Raw genomic sequence first — 15,496 nt, forward strand, 5'->3', positions numbered from 1 at the left:
CCATGACCGAGACCGTGGACGAGCGCACCTACCACGTGGTGCGCAACGCCGAGGAACAGTATTCGATCTGGCCCACCGATCAGGACGTGCCCGACGGCTGGACCACGGTCGGCAAGACCGGGGGACGCGAGGAGTGCCTGTCCTACATCGGTGAGGTCTGGACCGACATGCGCCCGTTGAGCCTGCGCACCTTCATGGCGGAGCACCCCGACGGGCTGTCCGAAGACGTGCCCGAGGACCCGTTCGAGGGCACGCCGACCCTGGTGGAGCGGCTGACCACCGGTACCCACCCGATCGAGGTCTCGCTCCGCCCCGACCGCACCGCCGCCGCGTTCAAGGAGTCGATCGACCGCGGCTATGTCTTCCTCCGGTTCGCGGGCACCGACGGCGGCACCGAACTCGGGATCGAGCTGGCCGAGGGGGACTACGAGCAGGCCGGGGCGGACTTCGCCGCCGGCACCGGAACGGTCCGGATCGGCGGACAACTGGAGCTGGACTTCGTGCCGTTGACCTGCGCCGCCACCGTTGACCTCGGCACCCTCACCGGTCAGGCGAGCCTGGCACGCCGCCCGGAGTGATGGCGGTGGACGGCGTGTGTGTCCTCGCCCGCCTCGTGGAGCCGGGGCTCGGCGACCTGGTGCAGCGCAACATCGCGTTGGCCCTGCTCCGCCGGGCCTTCCCGACGGCCCGGCTCACCATGGTCACCGGCAGCACGGTGGCGGGACGGTTCGCGGAGTTCTTCGCGCGGCACAGCTATGCGACGGACGTGCTGGAGTGCCCGGACCCGGGCGACCCGGACCCGGATCGGTGGGCACGGTTCCACGCTCAACTGGCCGCGCTCGGCGCACGGGTGTGCTTCGTCGATCCGGACAGCCGCGGTCTGGGCGCACCGGAGGCACGGCGGGCCGGCATCCCGGTCCGCCTGGGACTGAGTGGCCCCGGTACCGCTCCCGGCGACCTCACCGACCCGCTCCGGCTGCCCCCGCCCCTGCTGGGCCGGGCCGACCTGTTCGACCACGCGTCGGCGCTGGCCGCGACGCTCGGCCTGACCGGCGGGCTCCGGCCGGGCGCCGTGGTACCGCCACTGCCGAGAACCGGCCAGCCGCCGCCGGACCTGCCCGTCGGCGTACCGCGGCTCGCCGTGCACCCCGGCGGCGCTCCGCACTGGAACCGCCGATGGCCGCCCGACCGCTACGCCGAACTGTGCCGCCGCGCGATCGGTCAACACGGCGCCGTCTGCTACCTGCTGGGCACCGGCGAGGAGCGCGCGGACCTGCTCGCCCTGGCCGGCGCCATCACGGCCGGACGACCGACGGCGGCCGTCGAGGTGGTCACCGGCCGCAGCCTCGACCGGACGGCGAACCTGCTGGCCGAGATGGACCTGTTGGTCGGCAACGACTCCGCGCTCGCCCACATCGCCGCCGCGGTGCGCCTGCCGACCGTGGTCCTGTACGGCCCCACCGGCACCCAGTTCCTCTGGGCCAGGATCTACCCGCACCACCACGGGGTGTCGCTGCGTTACCCGTGCCAGTCGGCCACCCATCGGCCCGACGAACTGGCCGGCCGGCGCTGTGCGCACGACTGCCCGATCCCCTACTCCTCGGCCGCGGGGCGCTATCCGAGGTGTCTGTCCGACATCGGGGTCGACCAGGTGTGGGCCGTGGCGTCACGGCTGCTCGGGACGGCGACGTCCGAGCCGGGGAAAGCGGAGGTCTCGGGTGCGCACTGAACCCCCGGCGGCATCGGTCCGGAACATCCTGTCGATCAACTTCAACCACGACGGCGCCGCGGTCCTGCTGTCCGAGGGAAGGATGGCGGGCTTCGTCAGCACCGAACGCTTCTCCCGGCGCAAGAAACACCCGGGGCTGCGCGCCGCCGACCTGGCCGAACTGCTCGACCAGGCCGGCCTCGCGCTGTCCGACGTGGACCATGTGCTGCTCTGCAATCTGCACACCATGGATTCGCCGGACATCGTCCTGCTGCACGGCTCGGACCTCAAGGAGACCTGGCCGGAGTTCTGGGTGGACCAGCGCCATGCCCGGGTCGCCATCGACGGCACGCGCCTGCCGTGCACCGTCAACCCCGAACACCACCTGCTGCACGCCGCGGCCAGCTTCTACACCTCGCCGTTCGACTCCGCGGTCTCGGTGGCCATCGATCCCATCGGCTGCCGCGCCTACCTGGGCCGGGGCACCAAGCTGTATCCGCTGCGGCGCGATTTCGACGCGTGGTTCAACGCCAACGTCGGCTACTGCTACGTCGCCGAGCGGCTGTTCGGGACCAGCATCGTCGGCGCGGGCAAGGTGATGGGGCTGGCTCCCTACGGCGCCACCGACGCACCCGAAATGCCGGCCTCGGCCGGGATCAAGAGCTTCGAGGAGTTGGTCGCCCTCGCCGACCGGGACCCGGTCCCGATCACGGTGGGGGACCGGCAGCTCAACGCGCGGTTGGCGTACTACGTGCAGCGCGGACTGGACGAACAGATGCGGACGCTGTTCGCCGAGCTCGGCCCGATCGCCGTCCGCAACCGGATCGGGCGCAACCTGTGCCTGTCCGGCGGCACCTCGCTGAACGTGGTCGCCACCGAACCGGCCTTCGCCGCCTCGGAGTTCGAGCGGATCCACTTCCACCCGGCCTGCGGCGACGACGGCACCGCCATCGGCGCCGCCCTGTGGTACTGGCACCACGTCCTGGGAAATCCGAGGCGCCAGCACCACAACACCGAGCTGATGTACTCGGTCCGGACCTACTCCGCCGAGGCCGAGCGGCGTGCCCTGCACGAGTACGCGAGCGAACTGCACGTGGACACCGTCGACGACTACCTCGGCAGGACCGCCGACCTGCTCGCCGACGGCGCGGTCGTCGGCTGGTTCGACGGCGCCAGCGAGATCGGCCCCCGGGCACTGGGGCACCGCAGCATCCTCGCCGACCCGAGGAGCCCGACCATGCGCCACCGGCTCAACGCGCAGATCAAACTCCGGGAGCACTTCCGGCCGTTCGCGCCGGCGGTCCTCAACGAACGGGCGACCGACTGGTTCGGATTCGCCGACAGCCCGTTCATGCTGCGCGCCTCACCGGTGCGCAGGCCGACGGTGCCCGCGGTCACCCATGTCGACGGCACCGCACGGCTCCAGACCGTCCGCCGCGAGGACAACCCGGCCTACTACGACGTGATCCGCGCCTTCGAAGCGCGCACCGGGGTGCCCCTGCTGCTCAACACGAGCCTCAACACCAAGGGGGAGCCGATCGCGGAGACCCCCAAAGACGCGGTGCGCACCCTGTTGGAGGCCGGCCTGGACTACCTGGTGCTGCCGCACACCCTCGTCAGCCGGCGGAGGCGGCCATGAGTTCCGGCATCAGGGGGTGGTACCAACGGCGCCGACTCGAACGCGAGTTGACCGGACCGTGGTGTGCGGCACTACGGCTGGAACGGATCGGCCGCACCCAGCGGTTCCTGGACCTCGGCGGCGATTCGGTCGCCGCCGTCCGGCTCATCAGCGCGGTCGAGGAGCGGCTCGGGGTGAGCCTGTCCGTCCGCGTCCTGATGGAGACCCAGTCCATCGCCGGGATGGCCGACCACATCCAACGGCGGTCCGGTGCCGAACGGGGGCCGGGCCGTGACGAGTGACCTGCTGGCCCTGCTGACCGCCATGGCCGGCGTCCGCACCGTCGTCGTCGGAGACGCCATCGTGGACGGCTATGTCACCGGCGACCCGGTGGGGTTGGGGCGGGAAGCCCCCGTTCCGGTGGTCGAGGTCACCGGCGCGCGCGACCAGTGCGGCGGCGCCGCCAACGTGGCCGCCAACCTCACCGCGCTGGGCGCACGGACCCGGCTGCTGGCCGTCGTCGGCGCGGATCCCGCCGGGCGGCGGCTGCGACGGGCCCTGGCGTCGGCCGCGGTCGGCACCGAACACCTGCTGACCGACCGGACCCGATCGACGGTGGTCAAGACCCGGGTGCTGGCCCCGCGGCAGATGCTGCTGCGGATGGACGAGGGCAGCCGGAGGCCGCTCGGCCCCAGCGCCTCCGCCGCGCTCGCCGCCCGCTTGACCGAACAACTCCACTGGTGCGACGCGGTGATCGCCTGCGACTACGACTACGGCACCTTCACCCCCGAGGTGCGTGCCGCGCTGGCCGCCTCGCCCCGGCGCCCGCTGCTCGTGGTCGACTCCAGGGCGCCGTCGGCGTTCCGCGCGATCCGGCCCGACGCGGTCACGCCGAACCACGCGGAAACCCTGGACCTGCTCGGCCTCCCCGCCCCCGCGCGCGGCCGCGGTCGGGTGCGGCAGATGATGGACCACGCCGAGCAGGTGCTGGAACGCAGCGGCGCCAACCTGGCGGCGATCACCCTGGACCGCGACGGCGCGGTGATCGTGCAGGCCGGACGCCCGAGCCTGCGCACCTACGCCGACGGCGAGTTCGGGATGACGATCGGGGCCGGGGACACCTTCACCGCGGCGCTGGCCATGGCACTGGCCACCGGCGCCGACCCCGGCACCGCCGCCGAACTCGCCTCGTCGGCCGCCGACATCGCCGTGCGCAAGCCGGGCACGGCACACTGCACCGCCGAGGAGCTGCGCCGCCGGCTGTCGGAGACCGGAAAGCTCCTCGCGGACGGCGAACTGCCCCGCTGGCTCACCGACGTGCCCCACCGCGCCCAGCGAGTCGTCTTCACCAACGGCTGCTTCGACATCCTGCACGGCGGCCATGTGTCCCTGCTCAGCCGGGCCAAGGCACTCGGCGGGCTGCTCGTGGTCGGGGTGAACTCCGACGCGAGCGTGCGCAGGCTCAAGGGGCCGGCCCGGCCGGTGATTCCGCTCTCCGAGCGGATGCGGGTGCTGGCCGCTCTGGGCTGCGTCGACCTCGTCGTGCCGTTCGAGGCGGACAGCCCCACCGAACTGATCGCACGGCTGCGACCGGACCACTACGTCAAGGGCAGCGACTACACCCGCCGGACCCTGCCGGAGGCCCCGCTGGTCGAGCGGCTGGGCGGCTCGGTCGAACTGCTCAGCACCGTTGACGACTTGTCCACCAGCAAGATCATCCGCGATATCCACGCACTGCCGAGCGCGGACGAACACCGCGCCGGCCAGGACCAGAAGGGGGCGTGAGGCGACATGACGTCCTCCCCACGCGAGCGCCGGTGTCCGACCCCTCCCCGGCCCGAAGGCCCGGGCTCCCCCGGAGGCATGCGATGAACACGGCCCCGAGCACCGGCATCCGGCGCACGACCGACGCCCGGCGGCACTACCGCGCCCTCATCGACGCCCTGCTCGCCGAGGGCGACCGGCACGCCGCGCGGGCCTGCGCGGAACTCGCCGTGGCCCAGGGCATCTGGCGCCATCCCGAACAGCGCCCGGAACACTACGTGCCCTCGTTGGAGCCGTGCCCGGTCTTCGACCCGGCACAGTTCTGGTTCACCGGTTACCTGGCCGACAGCTACCCCAGGATCCGCGCCGAACTCGACACGGTCACCGTGGCCTCCCCGGGCGGCTTCCTCCCGGTCGAGGAGCCGCTGCTGGACCGCGGCCGCTGGGAGCAGGTGACGTTCTATGAGGCCGGACACCGCTTCGCCGACGTCTGCGAACGGTTCCCCGTCACCGCGAGCGTCATCGAGGGCATCCCGGAGGCCAGCAGCGGAGGCCCGGGCGTGGTCACCCTGTCGTGGCTGTACCCCGGCACGCACATCCGACCGCACTGCGGCGGCTCCAACGCACGCCACCGGGTCCACCTCGGCCTACGGGCCCCCGAAGGCCCCCGGATCAGGGTCGGTGACCAGACGCTGAGCTGGCAGGAAGGCCAATGCCTGGTCTTCGACGACTCCTTCGAGCACGAGGTCTGGCACGACGGCACCCAGCCCCGGGTCGTGCTGCTGCTCGACGTCTCCCACCACGCCCTCGACCCCAGCGTCCGCGACTGGATCCTGTCCGCCCGCACCGAATTCGACCAACGCATCAGCTCCTACATGAGCGCGCGCGGCATCCAACGGGCCGAACTCACCGAGGACGCCCTGCGACTCACCGCCGACCGCGGTGTCACCAGCCTGGTCACCCGGTACCTGCGAGAGAGCAACGCGACGGCCATCGAACTCCGGGACGGAAAGGCCAGGTACGAGTACCGGTGACTGAGTCAACGCCGTCCGCCCGGCCGTCCACCTGGTCGCAGTTGCCGCTGCTGTGGAGACTCGGCCGGGGCATGGGCGCGGCGATGGCCGGGCTGCTCGTCCTCGACCTGCTCTCCTACGGCATCGTGCTGGCTCAACCGCGCGTGGTGAAGTGGCTGTTGGACTCCGTCACCACCGGCGCCAGCTTCGTGCCCGGCCTGGTGGCACTCAGCGCGGTGGCCGTGCTGTCCGGCGTGCTGCTGTTCACCAGCAACTACCTCCTGGGCCGGTTCGGGCAGCGGATCGTGCTCGGCGCGCGCTCCGACATGATCGGCGCGCTGCTGCGGGCCCGGGTCGTGACGGTGCAGCGGGAGCCCGTCGGCGAGGTGCTCTCCAGAGTCGGCAGCGACACCACGCTGCTGGAACGCGCCGTGGCCGAGGCGTTGGTCCGGGGCGCCGGCGCCCCGCTGGTACTGCTGGCCACCGTGCTGCTGATGGCGCTGACCGACCTGACGATGGTGCTGGTGCTGCTGGCGATCGTCCTCCTCGGAGCCGGCATCGAATGGCTGGTCCTGCGCCGGCTCTACCAGGCCACCAAGGCGACACAGTCCAGCGTCGGCGAGATGCTCGCCGGGCTGCAACGGGTGCTCGTGGCGTTCCGCACGGTCAAGGCGTTCGGCACCGAGGCACACGAGACCCGCGGTGTCGTCGGCCGGGCCGAAGTCGCCTACCGGCAGGGCGTACGGGCGGCCGGCTGGTCCGCGCTGATCGGCGCCTGCAGCGGAGTGATCATGGACGTGATGTTCCTGACCGCGCTGGGCATGGGCGCGGCGAAGATCGCCGCCGGCACACTGTCCTTCAGCGACCTGGTCGCCTTCCTGCTCTACGTCATGTACCTACGGGCCCCGGTCGGGGCGATGACCCAGGCGGCGAGCGCGGTCTCGGAGGGACTTGCCGCACTGGGCCGGATCCAGCGGGTCCTGGACGTCCCGGCCGAACCCGAGGCGGCGGACGCCGACGCGACACCGGCACCGGACCCGACCGCTGACCGGCCGTCCACCGGCATCGTGCTGGAGAAGGTGTCCGCGGGCTACGACGGCAGCGCGGTCCTCAACGGGGTCTCGCTGCACGTGCCGCGTGGACTCACGGTCATCACCGGACCGTCCGGCATCGGCAAGACCACACTGCTCAACCTCGTCGAACGGTTCCTGGACGCCGATCGGGGACGCGTGTTCCTCGACGGCGTCGACATCCGCGCCCTCCGCCGCTCCGAACTGCGCCGCCGGCTGGCCTACGTGGAACAGGACGCCCCGCTGCTCGGCGCGACGATCCGACAGGCGGTGTGCTACGGGACCGACTGCACCGACGACGGGGAAGTGCTCGACACCCTGCGCGCCGTCGGGCTCGCCGAGTGGCTCGCCAGCCTGCCGCGCGGCCTGGACACCACGGTCGACGAGCGCGCCGTCTCGGTCTCCGGCGGGCAGCGCCAACGCCTGGCGGTGGCCCGCGCCCTGCTGCGCCGCGCCGACGTGCTCCTGTTGGACGAGGTGACCTCACAACTGGACGCCGACAGCGAGGAGATCCTGCTGCGCACCATCGTCGACCAGTCCAGGGCCCGCACCGTGCTGGCGGTCACCCACCGCATCTCGGTGGCCCGCCAGGCAGACCTTGTGGTCGTACTCGACGAGGGACGGGTCCGGGGCGCCGGGCGGCACACCGAACTCCTGCGCTCGGACCCGCTGTACCGCCGGCTCGCCACCACCGAGGTCCCGCGATGAGGCGCGGGCCGCTGCGTCGGCTGCTCGCGGCGCGGGGCGGTCGTGATCGCACCGGGAAGGCGCCCGCCCCCAGCGGTGTTCCGCTGCTCCCGAGACATGGGCCACTCGACCTGTCCCCGAACCAGCGCCACGACTGGCTGCACTACCAGGAGTTCGGCGACACCCCGCTCTATGACGCCATGTTGCTGCGGCTGCGCGGACCACCGCGGGTACCCGCGCTGCGCACCGCACTGCGCGCGCTGCTGGCACGGCACGAATCGCTGCGCACCAGGTTCCCGGTGCTCGACGGGGCACCCCGACAGGTCATCGAGCCGACGGACCGGATCTCCGTGCCGTTCGTCGACTTCAGCGCGCTGCCCACCGACGCGGACCGCGAGCGGGAACTCAGGGAACTGCACCGTGCCGCGCTGAGCGGGTACGCGCTCGACCGGCGCCCGCCCTGCCGGTTCGCCCTGGTCGGGTTCGCCCCCGCCGACCACCTGCTGGTGTTGTCGATCCCCCACATCGCGGCGGACTTCTGGTCGATCCCGCTGCTCAGCCAGGAGCTGAGCGCTCTCTACCAGGCAGCATCGGCCGGCCGCCCGGCGGAGCCTCGCGCGCACGGCCATGACTACGCGGACTACGCCGCCTGGGAGGCCGCACAGTGGTCACCGCAGGCCCGGGCCGAGGAACTGTTGGGCTGGCAGCGCAGGCTCCGGGGGATCACCGCGCTGCCACTGCCCGCCGACCACCCGAGAAGCACGGGCATACCGGCCCGCAGTTGGACGCACGCCGAGAACCTCGATCCCACCGTGAGCGATCGGCTCCGCGCGTGGAGCAGGCGGGAGAACGTCACGCTCTTCGTGACGCTGCTGGCGGCCTTCCACTGCCTGCTGGCCCGCGTCTGCGGCGTCGACACGATGGTCACCGCGTCCTCGTCGGCGAACCGTGGTAGCAACCTCGCGACGGCACTGGTGGGCCCCCTCTCGGACTACCTGGTCATACCCAACGACCTCACCGGCGACCCGGACTTCCGCGAGGTGCTGCACCGCACCAGTGACGCGGTGCTCAGGGCCCGCGACCGCAAGAACATGCCGCGCGACGACCTGGTGCAAGGTCTCGACCCGGCACGGGAGTTGAGACCGCACCCGCTCAAGCAGGTCTACTTCAACCTGCTGGCCGCCCCGCGCGCCGAGGCGCGACTGTCCTCGGGACTCTCGGCGACGCTGGTCAGCCTGGACGACGGGCCCCGCGGGCCGCACCTGGTCCCGGAGCACGCGGACCTCAGCGTCAACTGTTTCGACTACGGAGCCGGCCCGCTCGTGTGCCAACTCCGGTGTACCGCCGAGCTGTACACTGCCGGCGCCGGGCCGAGGTGGCTCCGCTGGTACGGCACGGTGGTGCGGCAGATCCTGGAACGCCCCGACATCCGGCTCTCCCGAATCCGTCCGCAGGCCGCGGGGGAGGCGATCACCCGGGCTGCCGTCCCGCGGCCGCGCACCCGATGCGCGGCCGACTGGATGGCGAAGAACGCCGGACGGATCGACGCCCGGCTGCTCGACATCTGGGCGCAGGCCGTCGGTCCGGGACACCGTTCGGGCGAATTCTTCCAGAACGGCAGGACCGACGTGGACGCCGCGGTGCTGCTGAAGCGGATCGAGGAAGAGCATGGTGTCCGGATTGCGTTGACGGACTTTCTGCGCGCGCCGACCCTCACCACCCTGGTGACCGCGTGGACAGCCGACACACCACCGTCGAAGGAGCACGGATGACTGCTGGGAGCCGACGCGAGACCGCGTTGTGGACAGCGAGCAAGACCGGTGACAGCAAGGCGATCGGCGATCTGGCGCCGACGGGAGAGGAGTTGGCGGCCAGGGACGCGGCGGGATGGACCGCACTGGACTGGGCGGCGGGCCACGGTGACGCGGCGACGGTCAGGGCCCTGCTGGCCGCGGGGGCGGACCCGCTGGCCACCGGCGAGGACGAACGGCCGCCGTACGAGATCGCGTTGGCGGCCGGCCACCGGGAAGCGGCCCGCATCCTGCGGGAGAGGGTGCGGCAGTCCACCGGCGAGGACCCGGCCTCCTCCTGGATGCCCTACTGCCGGGCCTATCCGCTCGATGCGCTGCGGGCCTACCCCGACTGGCCCGCCGGGGCCGCGCAGCGCCCGGACGGCGCCCCCCTGCCGGGCGACACGCTCGTCTACCTGCACCACGACCTCACCGTCACCTCGGGGATCTGGCCCGGCGAGGACATCGTGTTCGACGCCCGCACTCCGCGATGGGAGCGCTTCTGCCGGCAGGAACTGGGCTTCGCGGTGCCCGACGACCTCGACCTCATCACCGAAACGACCACCGGGAGCAACCATGGCTGACCAGACCCTGCACGCGGTGGTGACCTGGGCCGACCCGACCGAGCACGCGGCGGGCGTCGGGCTGCAGGACACGTCGGGAGAACTGGTCGAGGGCGTCAGCGCCCCCGACGGTTCGGTCCGCTACGAGGTGGACCTCACCGTGCGCGAGAGCAGGGCGGCCGGACCCCAACGCAACGACTTCGGCGGCCCGTTCGTCCACGGCACCCCCAAGGAACGCTTCCTCTACCTGAGCTTCAGGGGGCAGGGGGAGGAGCCGTGGCAGCGCCGCACCAAGATCATCCTGCCCGCGGCGGATGCGGTGGCGGGACAGGCGGAGATCCACGCGACGGTGGTCGACGCCGACCGGAGCCGGGCGCTTCTCGACGGGGACGGCTGGTCCGCCGTGTAACAGGAAAGGACAGGAGGGGGAACATGACCGAGAACGAGAGTGCGGGCGCCCCCGGCACCGTCGGCACGCGCGCCTACCTGACGCAGATGATCCGGCGCTACTACGCGAGCCTGATCGACGCCTGGCACTACGCGGGCGAGACGGCGAAGGCCATGGAGTGCGCCAACGAGGCGGTCCGGCAAGGGGTTTGGGACCAGCCCCTGCAACGGGCCCGAGAGCACATCCCCGGGCTGCAAGCGCAACCGGTGCACGATCCCGGCGAGTTCTGGTTCATCGGCTACCTGGAGGAGAACTACCCCCGGATCAGGGCGGAGGTCGAGCGGGTCCTCGACACCCCGCTCGATCCGGTGGTCTCGACCACCGACGACGCCGGACTGATCCGCAAGGGCTCCTGGAAGCAGGCGCACCTCTACCGGGACGGCCGATGGCTCAGTCACGTCCGGGTACGGTTCCCGGTCACGGCGAGCATCGTGGAGAAGATCCCCGACGTCACCGAGCTCAGCCCGGGGGTGATCACGATGTCCAGGGTTTCCCCCGGCACCCACATCATGCCGCACTGCGGGCCGACGAACGGGCTGCTGCGGATCCACCTCCCGCTCATCGTGCCGGACGGCGTGAGCATCCGCGTCGCGGACCGGAAAATGCAGTGGCAGGAAGGGAAATGCCTGGTCTTCGACGACTCCTTCGAGCACGAGGTGTGGCACCGCGGCACCGAGGACCGGGTGGTGCTGATCCTCGACGTGCTCCACCCGGACCTGCACGGCGACCACCGGCAGCGCGTGCTCGGACGACGGCGGAACTTCGAGGAGCAGATCATCGAGTTCATGAGGGAACGCGGTGTGGAACGGGTGGCCATCCGCGACGGGGAGATCACCCTCACCCCGGACGCCGGGGTGCGTGAACTGGTCGCGACCTACATGGCGGGCACCGGACTGACCGGCGTGCACCTCGACGGCGACCAGGTCCGTTGGGAACGCCCGGACGACATACCGGGGCCACTGAAGTGATCAACTTGTTCGAACCCGCCCTGGGCGAGGAGGAGTTGGCGGAAGTCCGTGCGGTGTTCGCCAGCGGATGGCTGGGAAAGGGGACCAGGACCGGCGAGTTCGAAGCGGCGTTCGCCGCCCACCTCGGCGTGCCGGCCGACCGGCTCGTCTCGCTGAACTCCTGCACCGAGGGGCTGTTCCTGGCCGCGGAGCTGCTGGAGATCGGGCCGGGTGACGAGGTGGTGCTGCCCTCGGTGAGCTTCGTCGGCGCGGCGAACGCGGTGGCGGCGCGGGGCGGCACCCCCGTGTTCTGCGACGTCGATCCGCACACGCTCAACCCGAGCGTGGCCCATATCGCACCGCGGCTGACCGCGGCCACCCGCGCCGTCCTGGTGCTGCACTACGGCGGCTACCCAGGCGACATCGAGAACATCGCCGCGCTGTGCCGGGACCGCGGGATCCCGCTGATCGAGGACGCCGCCTGCGCGGTGGCTTCACGGGTATCAGCCACCGCCTGCGGCACGTTCGGCGACATCGGCCTGTGGAGCTTCGACCCGATGAAGATCCTTGTGACGGGCGACGGCGGCATGCTCTACGCCAGGGACCCCGCGCTGGCCCAACGAGCCGCCGAACTATCCTACTTGGGGCTGCGACAGGTCAGCGGATACGCGCAGGCCAGCACCGGGGGACGCTGGTGGGAGTTCCAGGTCGGGCCGTTCGGCCGCCGGTCGATCACCAACGACATCTCCTCGGCGATCGGGACGGTACAGCTCGCGAAGCTGCCGTCGTTCGTCCGCCGGCGACAGGAGATCACCCACTGGTACGACGACCGACTCGCGGGCGCGGCCGGACTGCGTCGCCCGGCGCCGCCACCACCGGGACACGAATCCTCGTACTACTTCTACTGGGTACAGATGGACCGGCGCATCCGCGACGAGGTCGCCACCCGGCTGTACCGGCGCGGGATCTACACCAGCTTCCGCTACGCGCCGCTGCATCTGGTCAGCGCCTACGGAACGCAGCCGGCACTGCCCGGCGCGGAGCGCGCGGCGGCGGAGACCCTGTGCATCCCGCTGCACCAGGGACTCGACGACACCCAGCTCGACACGGTCGCCACCGAACTCCGCGCCGCCGTGGCCGAGGTGAGCGAACTGGCGGGGATCACGGCACCCTGACACCCGTACGGTAAGGAGACGCTGCGGTGAGCGTGACACGGAAACTCGCGAGACTGGCACTCGGCAGCGGGCAGGGGGTGCCCTGCCTGCGGGTGGGCGACCTGGACCGGGCCGTCCGCTTCTACCGTGACCAGTTGGGGTTCGACCAGGTCAGACTGCTCGGTGGCGCACACCCCCATGCGGCACTGTGCGCCGCCCAACACCGCGGCGGCACCGTGCTGTTGACGCGGAGCGAGGAGGGTGCGGAAGCAACAGGCGGACCGGCCCGCCGCCAATCGGACCAGGCGTACTGGGACGCCGCCTTCTTCGTCGACGACATCGATCGAGTGGCCGACGAACTGCGGACCCGCGGCGTCCGCATAGACGTGGGCATCGGCATCTCCACCCTCTCCGACCGCATGCTGGAGATCCGCGACGACTGGGGCAACAGACTGGCCTTCGCCGAGGCCGACGACGGATGGCGTCCGGCACTGCGGCAGCTCACCGAACGGGCAGTCCCCGCACGGGTTCGCAACGCCGCACGCGACCGCCGGTTCGCACGGCAGGAACGCGCGGAGTACGCCGGGTTCGAGCGGTTCTACGCAAGCCTGCCGAGCCATCGCGACCCGGTGTACATGTTCTTCACCAGCGGCCTGCTGCACTGGGTCATCGCCGCGGAAAAGCACATTCCGGCGGCGGTGAACCTGGTGCTGTTCGGCTCCGGGCTCACCGGCGAGGAGCAGCGGTGGCTGAACGAGAACCTCGACCGCCCGATGTACAACTCCACGCTGGAAATCGACGACAACACGGCGTGGGAATTCCTGTTCGACGCCAACAAGACGAACTTCGGATACGTCGACATCGACTGTTTCGTGCTGGAGCCGACGGTCTTCTCCGACCTCGCCTCGTTCGACGAGGGCGTGGCGGTCAACGCGATCTGGACCTACCAGGCGGCCCCCGGCGTGCCGCTCGGCTGCACTCACCTGGTGTTCCTCAACGCCGCGGTGATCGCCGAACTACGCGCCAGGAAAAGGTATCTCTCCCCGGCAAACTACGACTGGCACGGCCGCACGGTGCCCCTGCTGCACCACCGGACCTACTGCCGCGTGCCCACTGCCGCCCAACGTCGGCTGCTGCTGGAAGTGTTGCCACCCGACGAGCGTGGACGCCCACAGGCCCCGGTCGAGGCCCCGTTCTTCGACACGCTGGTCGGGTACCAGATCGCCGCCGCGGCCACGGGCTACCGCACACACGCGGTGCGGCCCCTGGCGCACCGGACGCAGAACATGTTCACCGCGGCCACCAACGCGGGCAAACCGGTCTGGCAGCAGGACCTTTCCGATGAACTGGTCCATGTCGGCGGCATCAGCTACTACGGCCGGTATTTTCACGCCTCCACATTCCGCAAGCTCTACCTGGCCGCCGAGTACGCTGTGCTGTGCGCATCGGTGGAAAGACTGCCGGCCGGCTACCGGGAACGGCAGGCCACCATCGAGCAGCAGCAACGCGACATCGGATTGGACCCCGCCGCGGCAGGAGAGTTGGTTCGTCAGCATCTGGTCACCGATCGGGGGCTCGACCCGAGCACTGCCGACCGGATCGTCGGCACGGCGAACCACACGCCCTGACCCCGGGGTCGAAAAGCTCAACGCACGTTCCTGACAAGCCTGTCGAGAAAGGGCTCACATCGGTGAAACTGGCAACCCCCCGCCTCAGTCTGGCGCCGCTGGACCCCGCAGCAGACGCCGAAGGGCTGCACGCGGCGTACGGCGATCCGGAGGTCATGACCTGGTGGACCCGTCCGGCGACCGCCACCGCGGCCGAAACGCAGCGCCTGCTGGCCGAGGAGAACGCGCGCAGCGGCGCCATGCTGTGGACGGTCCGGGACGAGGGCGGGACGGTCGTGGGGCTGGTCGGCCTGCTGGGCGCGGTGGAGATTCCCGGACTGACCTGGATCCTGGCCAGGCACGCCTGGGGGCGGGGCTTCGCCACCGAAGCCGCGGCGGCGGCCATCGAGTACGCCTTCACGCACGCCGGACTCGACAGGGTGGAGGCATGGGTCGAGGCGAGCAACGCGCGGTCGCTCGCCGTCTGCCAACGCCTGGGCCTGGTCCGCCAGGGCACCCTGGCCCAGCGCTACGCTCACCGCACGCACCCCCACGAGGTGGCCGTGTTGGGCCTGACGAACCCGCAGCACAAACAGGAACCGACCCCCGTACTGCGCGTTGAACCGGTGCTCCCGGTGACCGACGTAGCGGCCACCCTCAGTCTGCTGCGAGCGGTGCTGTCCGGCCGGGTGTCCTTCTCGGTGGGCGAACCCGTCGAGGTCGCCGGGCTCGTACTGGGGCCGTGGAGCGTCGGGCCCAGCATCCGACTCGTCACCGCGTCGGGGGCGCAGAGCGCGCCGGTGACCCTGGCCCTCGACGCCGCCACCGAACTGGACGAGCTCCACCGACGAGCCGTCGCATCGGGGGCCGGACGGGTCGAGCCACCCACCGAACAGCCGTGGGGCGTACGCGAGTTCACGTTCGAGCTGCCCGAGGGCCACCGACTCGTCTTCAGCGCGCCGGCTTGAATAGCCCGGCTTCGGCGCGCGCCTTGTCGTCACGGATCGAGCAGTGCCCGTCGCGGCCCCTGCGGCCGTCGCCCCCCGGCGCACCTGGCCCCGGTTGCCGCCACAGGCATGGCGCGGCATGCGGGCGCATGCGGACCCGATGACGGCGCCGGTGACCGG

At 71.3% G+C, this 15,496-nt stretch carries 14 protein-coding genes; all 14 read left to right on the forward strand.

The features are described from left to right. Positions 1 to 2 precede the first annotated feature (2 nt). The 14 genes from PV796_RS42510 to PV796_RS39965 all read left to right on the forward strand — a co-directional run bounded on the left by PV796_RS42510 (position 3) and on the right by PV796_RS39965 (position 15,337). Positions 3 to 578: an MbtH family protein gene (locus PV796_RS42510; protein WP_446750662.1), complete on the forward strand. Its 576-nt coding sequence runs from the start codon at positions 3 to 5 to the stop codon at positions 576 to 578. Next, positions 578 to 1,729 (forward strand): glycosyltransferase family 9 protein, encoded by a 1,152-nt coding sequence (locus PV796_RS39905; RefSeq protein ID WP_274918771.1) that lies wholly within the window; start codon positions 578 to 580, stop codon positions 1,727 to 1,729. The genes PV796_RS42510 and PV796_RS39905 overlap by 1 nt, the downstream gene beginning before the upstream one ends. Continuing rightward, complete coding sequence (locus tag PV796_RS39910; protein WP_274918772.1) at positions 1,719 to 3,347, forward strand: carbamoyltransferase C-terminal domain-containing protein; 1,629 nt, start codon at positions 1,719 to 1,721, stop codon at positions 3,345 to 3,347. Before PV796_RS39905 ends, PV796_RS39910 begins: the two co-directional genes overlap by 11 nt. After that, positions 3,344 to 3,628, forward strand: a complete 285-nt coding sequence (locus PV796_RS39915) for an acyl carrier protein (RefSeq protein ID WP_274918773.1) — start codon at positions 3,344 to 3,346, stop codon at positions 3,626 to 3,628. The genes PV796_RS39910 and PV796_RS39915 overlap by 4 nt, the downstream gene beginning before the upstream one ends. Continuing rightward, a complete protein-coding gene (gene rfaE2 / locus PV796_RS39920) occupies positions 3,618 to 5,111 on the forward strand; it encodes a D-glycero-beta-D-manno-heptose 1-phosphate adenylyltransferase (protein WP_274918774.1) in 1,494 nt (497 codons plus the stop codon). Before PV796_RS39915 ends, rfaE2 begins: the two co-directional genes overlap by 11 nt. Before the next feature lie 83 nt (positions 5,112 to 5,194). Further along, positions 5,195 to 6,124: an aspartyl/asparaginyl beta-hydroxylase domain-containing protein gene (locus tag PV796_RS39925; protein ID WP_274918775.1), complete on the forward strand. Its 930-nt coding sequence runs from the start codon at positions 5,195 to 5,197 to the stop codon at positions 6,122 to 6,124. After that, complete coding sequence (locus PV796_RS39930; protein ID WP_274918777.1) at positions 6,121 to 7,881, forward strand: ABC transporter ATP-binding protein; 1,761 nt, start codon at positions 6,121 to 6,123, stop codon at positions 7,879 to 7,881. Before PV796_RS39925 ends, PV796_RS39930 begins: the two co-directional genes overlap by 4 nt. Next, on the forward strand, positions 7,878 to 9,632 hold the full coding sequence (locus PV796_RS39935; RefSeq protein ID WP_274918778.1) for a condensation domain-containing protein: 1,755 nt from the start codon (positions 7,878 to 7,880) through the stop codon (positions 9,630 to 9,632). Before PV796_RS39930 ends, PV796_RS39935 begins: the two co-directional genes overlap by 4 nt. After that, positions 9,629 to 10,234 (forward strand): ankyrin repeat domain-containing protein, encoded by a 606-nt coding sequence (locus PV796_RS39940; protein WP_274918779.1) that lies wholly within the window; start codon positions 9,629 to 9,631, stop codon positions 10,232 to 10,234. The genes PV796_RS39935 and PV796_RS39940 overlap by 4 nt, the downstream gene beginning before the upstream one ends. Further along, a complete protein-coding gene (locus PV796_RS39945; RefSeq protein WP_274918781.1) occupies positions 10,227 to 10,622 on the forward strand; it encodes a DUF5990 family protein in 396 nt (131 codons plus the stop codon). The genes PV796_RS39940 and PV796_RS39945 overlap by 8 nt, the downstream gene beginning before the upstream one ends. Before the next feature lie 23 nt (positions 10,623 to 10,645). Beyond that, positions 10,646 to 11,629 (forward strand): aspartyl/asparaginyl beta-hydroxylase domain-containing protein, encoded by a 984-nt coding sequence (locus tag PV796_RS39950; protein ID WP_274918782.1) that lies wholly within the window; start codon positions 10,646 to 10,648, stop codon positions 11,627 to 11,629. Beyond that, on the forward strand, positions 11,626 to 12,783 hold the full coding sequence (locus PV796_RS39955) for a DegT/DnrJ/EryC1/StrS family aminotransferase (protein ID WP_274918783.1): 1,158 nt from the start codon (positions 11,626 to 11,628) through the stop codon (positions 12,781 to 12,783). The genes PV796_RS39950 and PV796_RS39955 overlap by 4 nt, the downstream gene beginning before the upstream one ends. 26 nt (positions 12,784 to 12,809) lie before the next feature. Next, on the forward strand, positions 12,810 to 14,390 hold the full coding sequence (locus tag PV796_RS39960) for a VOC family protein (RefSeq protein WP_274918784.1): 1,581 nt from the start codon (positions 12,810 to 12,812) through the stop codon (positions 14,388 to 14,390). Between the two features lie 62 nt (positions 14,391 to 14,452). Next, positions 14,453 to 15,337, forward strand: a complete 885-nt coding sequence (locus PV796_RS39965; protein ID WP_274918786.1) for a GNAT family N-acetyltransferase — start codon at positions 14,453 to 14,455, stop codon at positions 15,335 to 15,337. Positions 15,338 to 15,496: the final 159 nt, after the last annotated feature.

The organism is Streptomyces sp. WZ-12, from assembly GCF_028898845.1.
GTDB lineage: Bacteria > Actinomycetota > Actinomycetes > Streptomycetales > Streptomycetaceae > Streptomyces.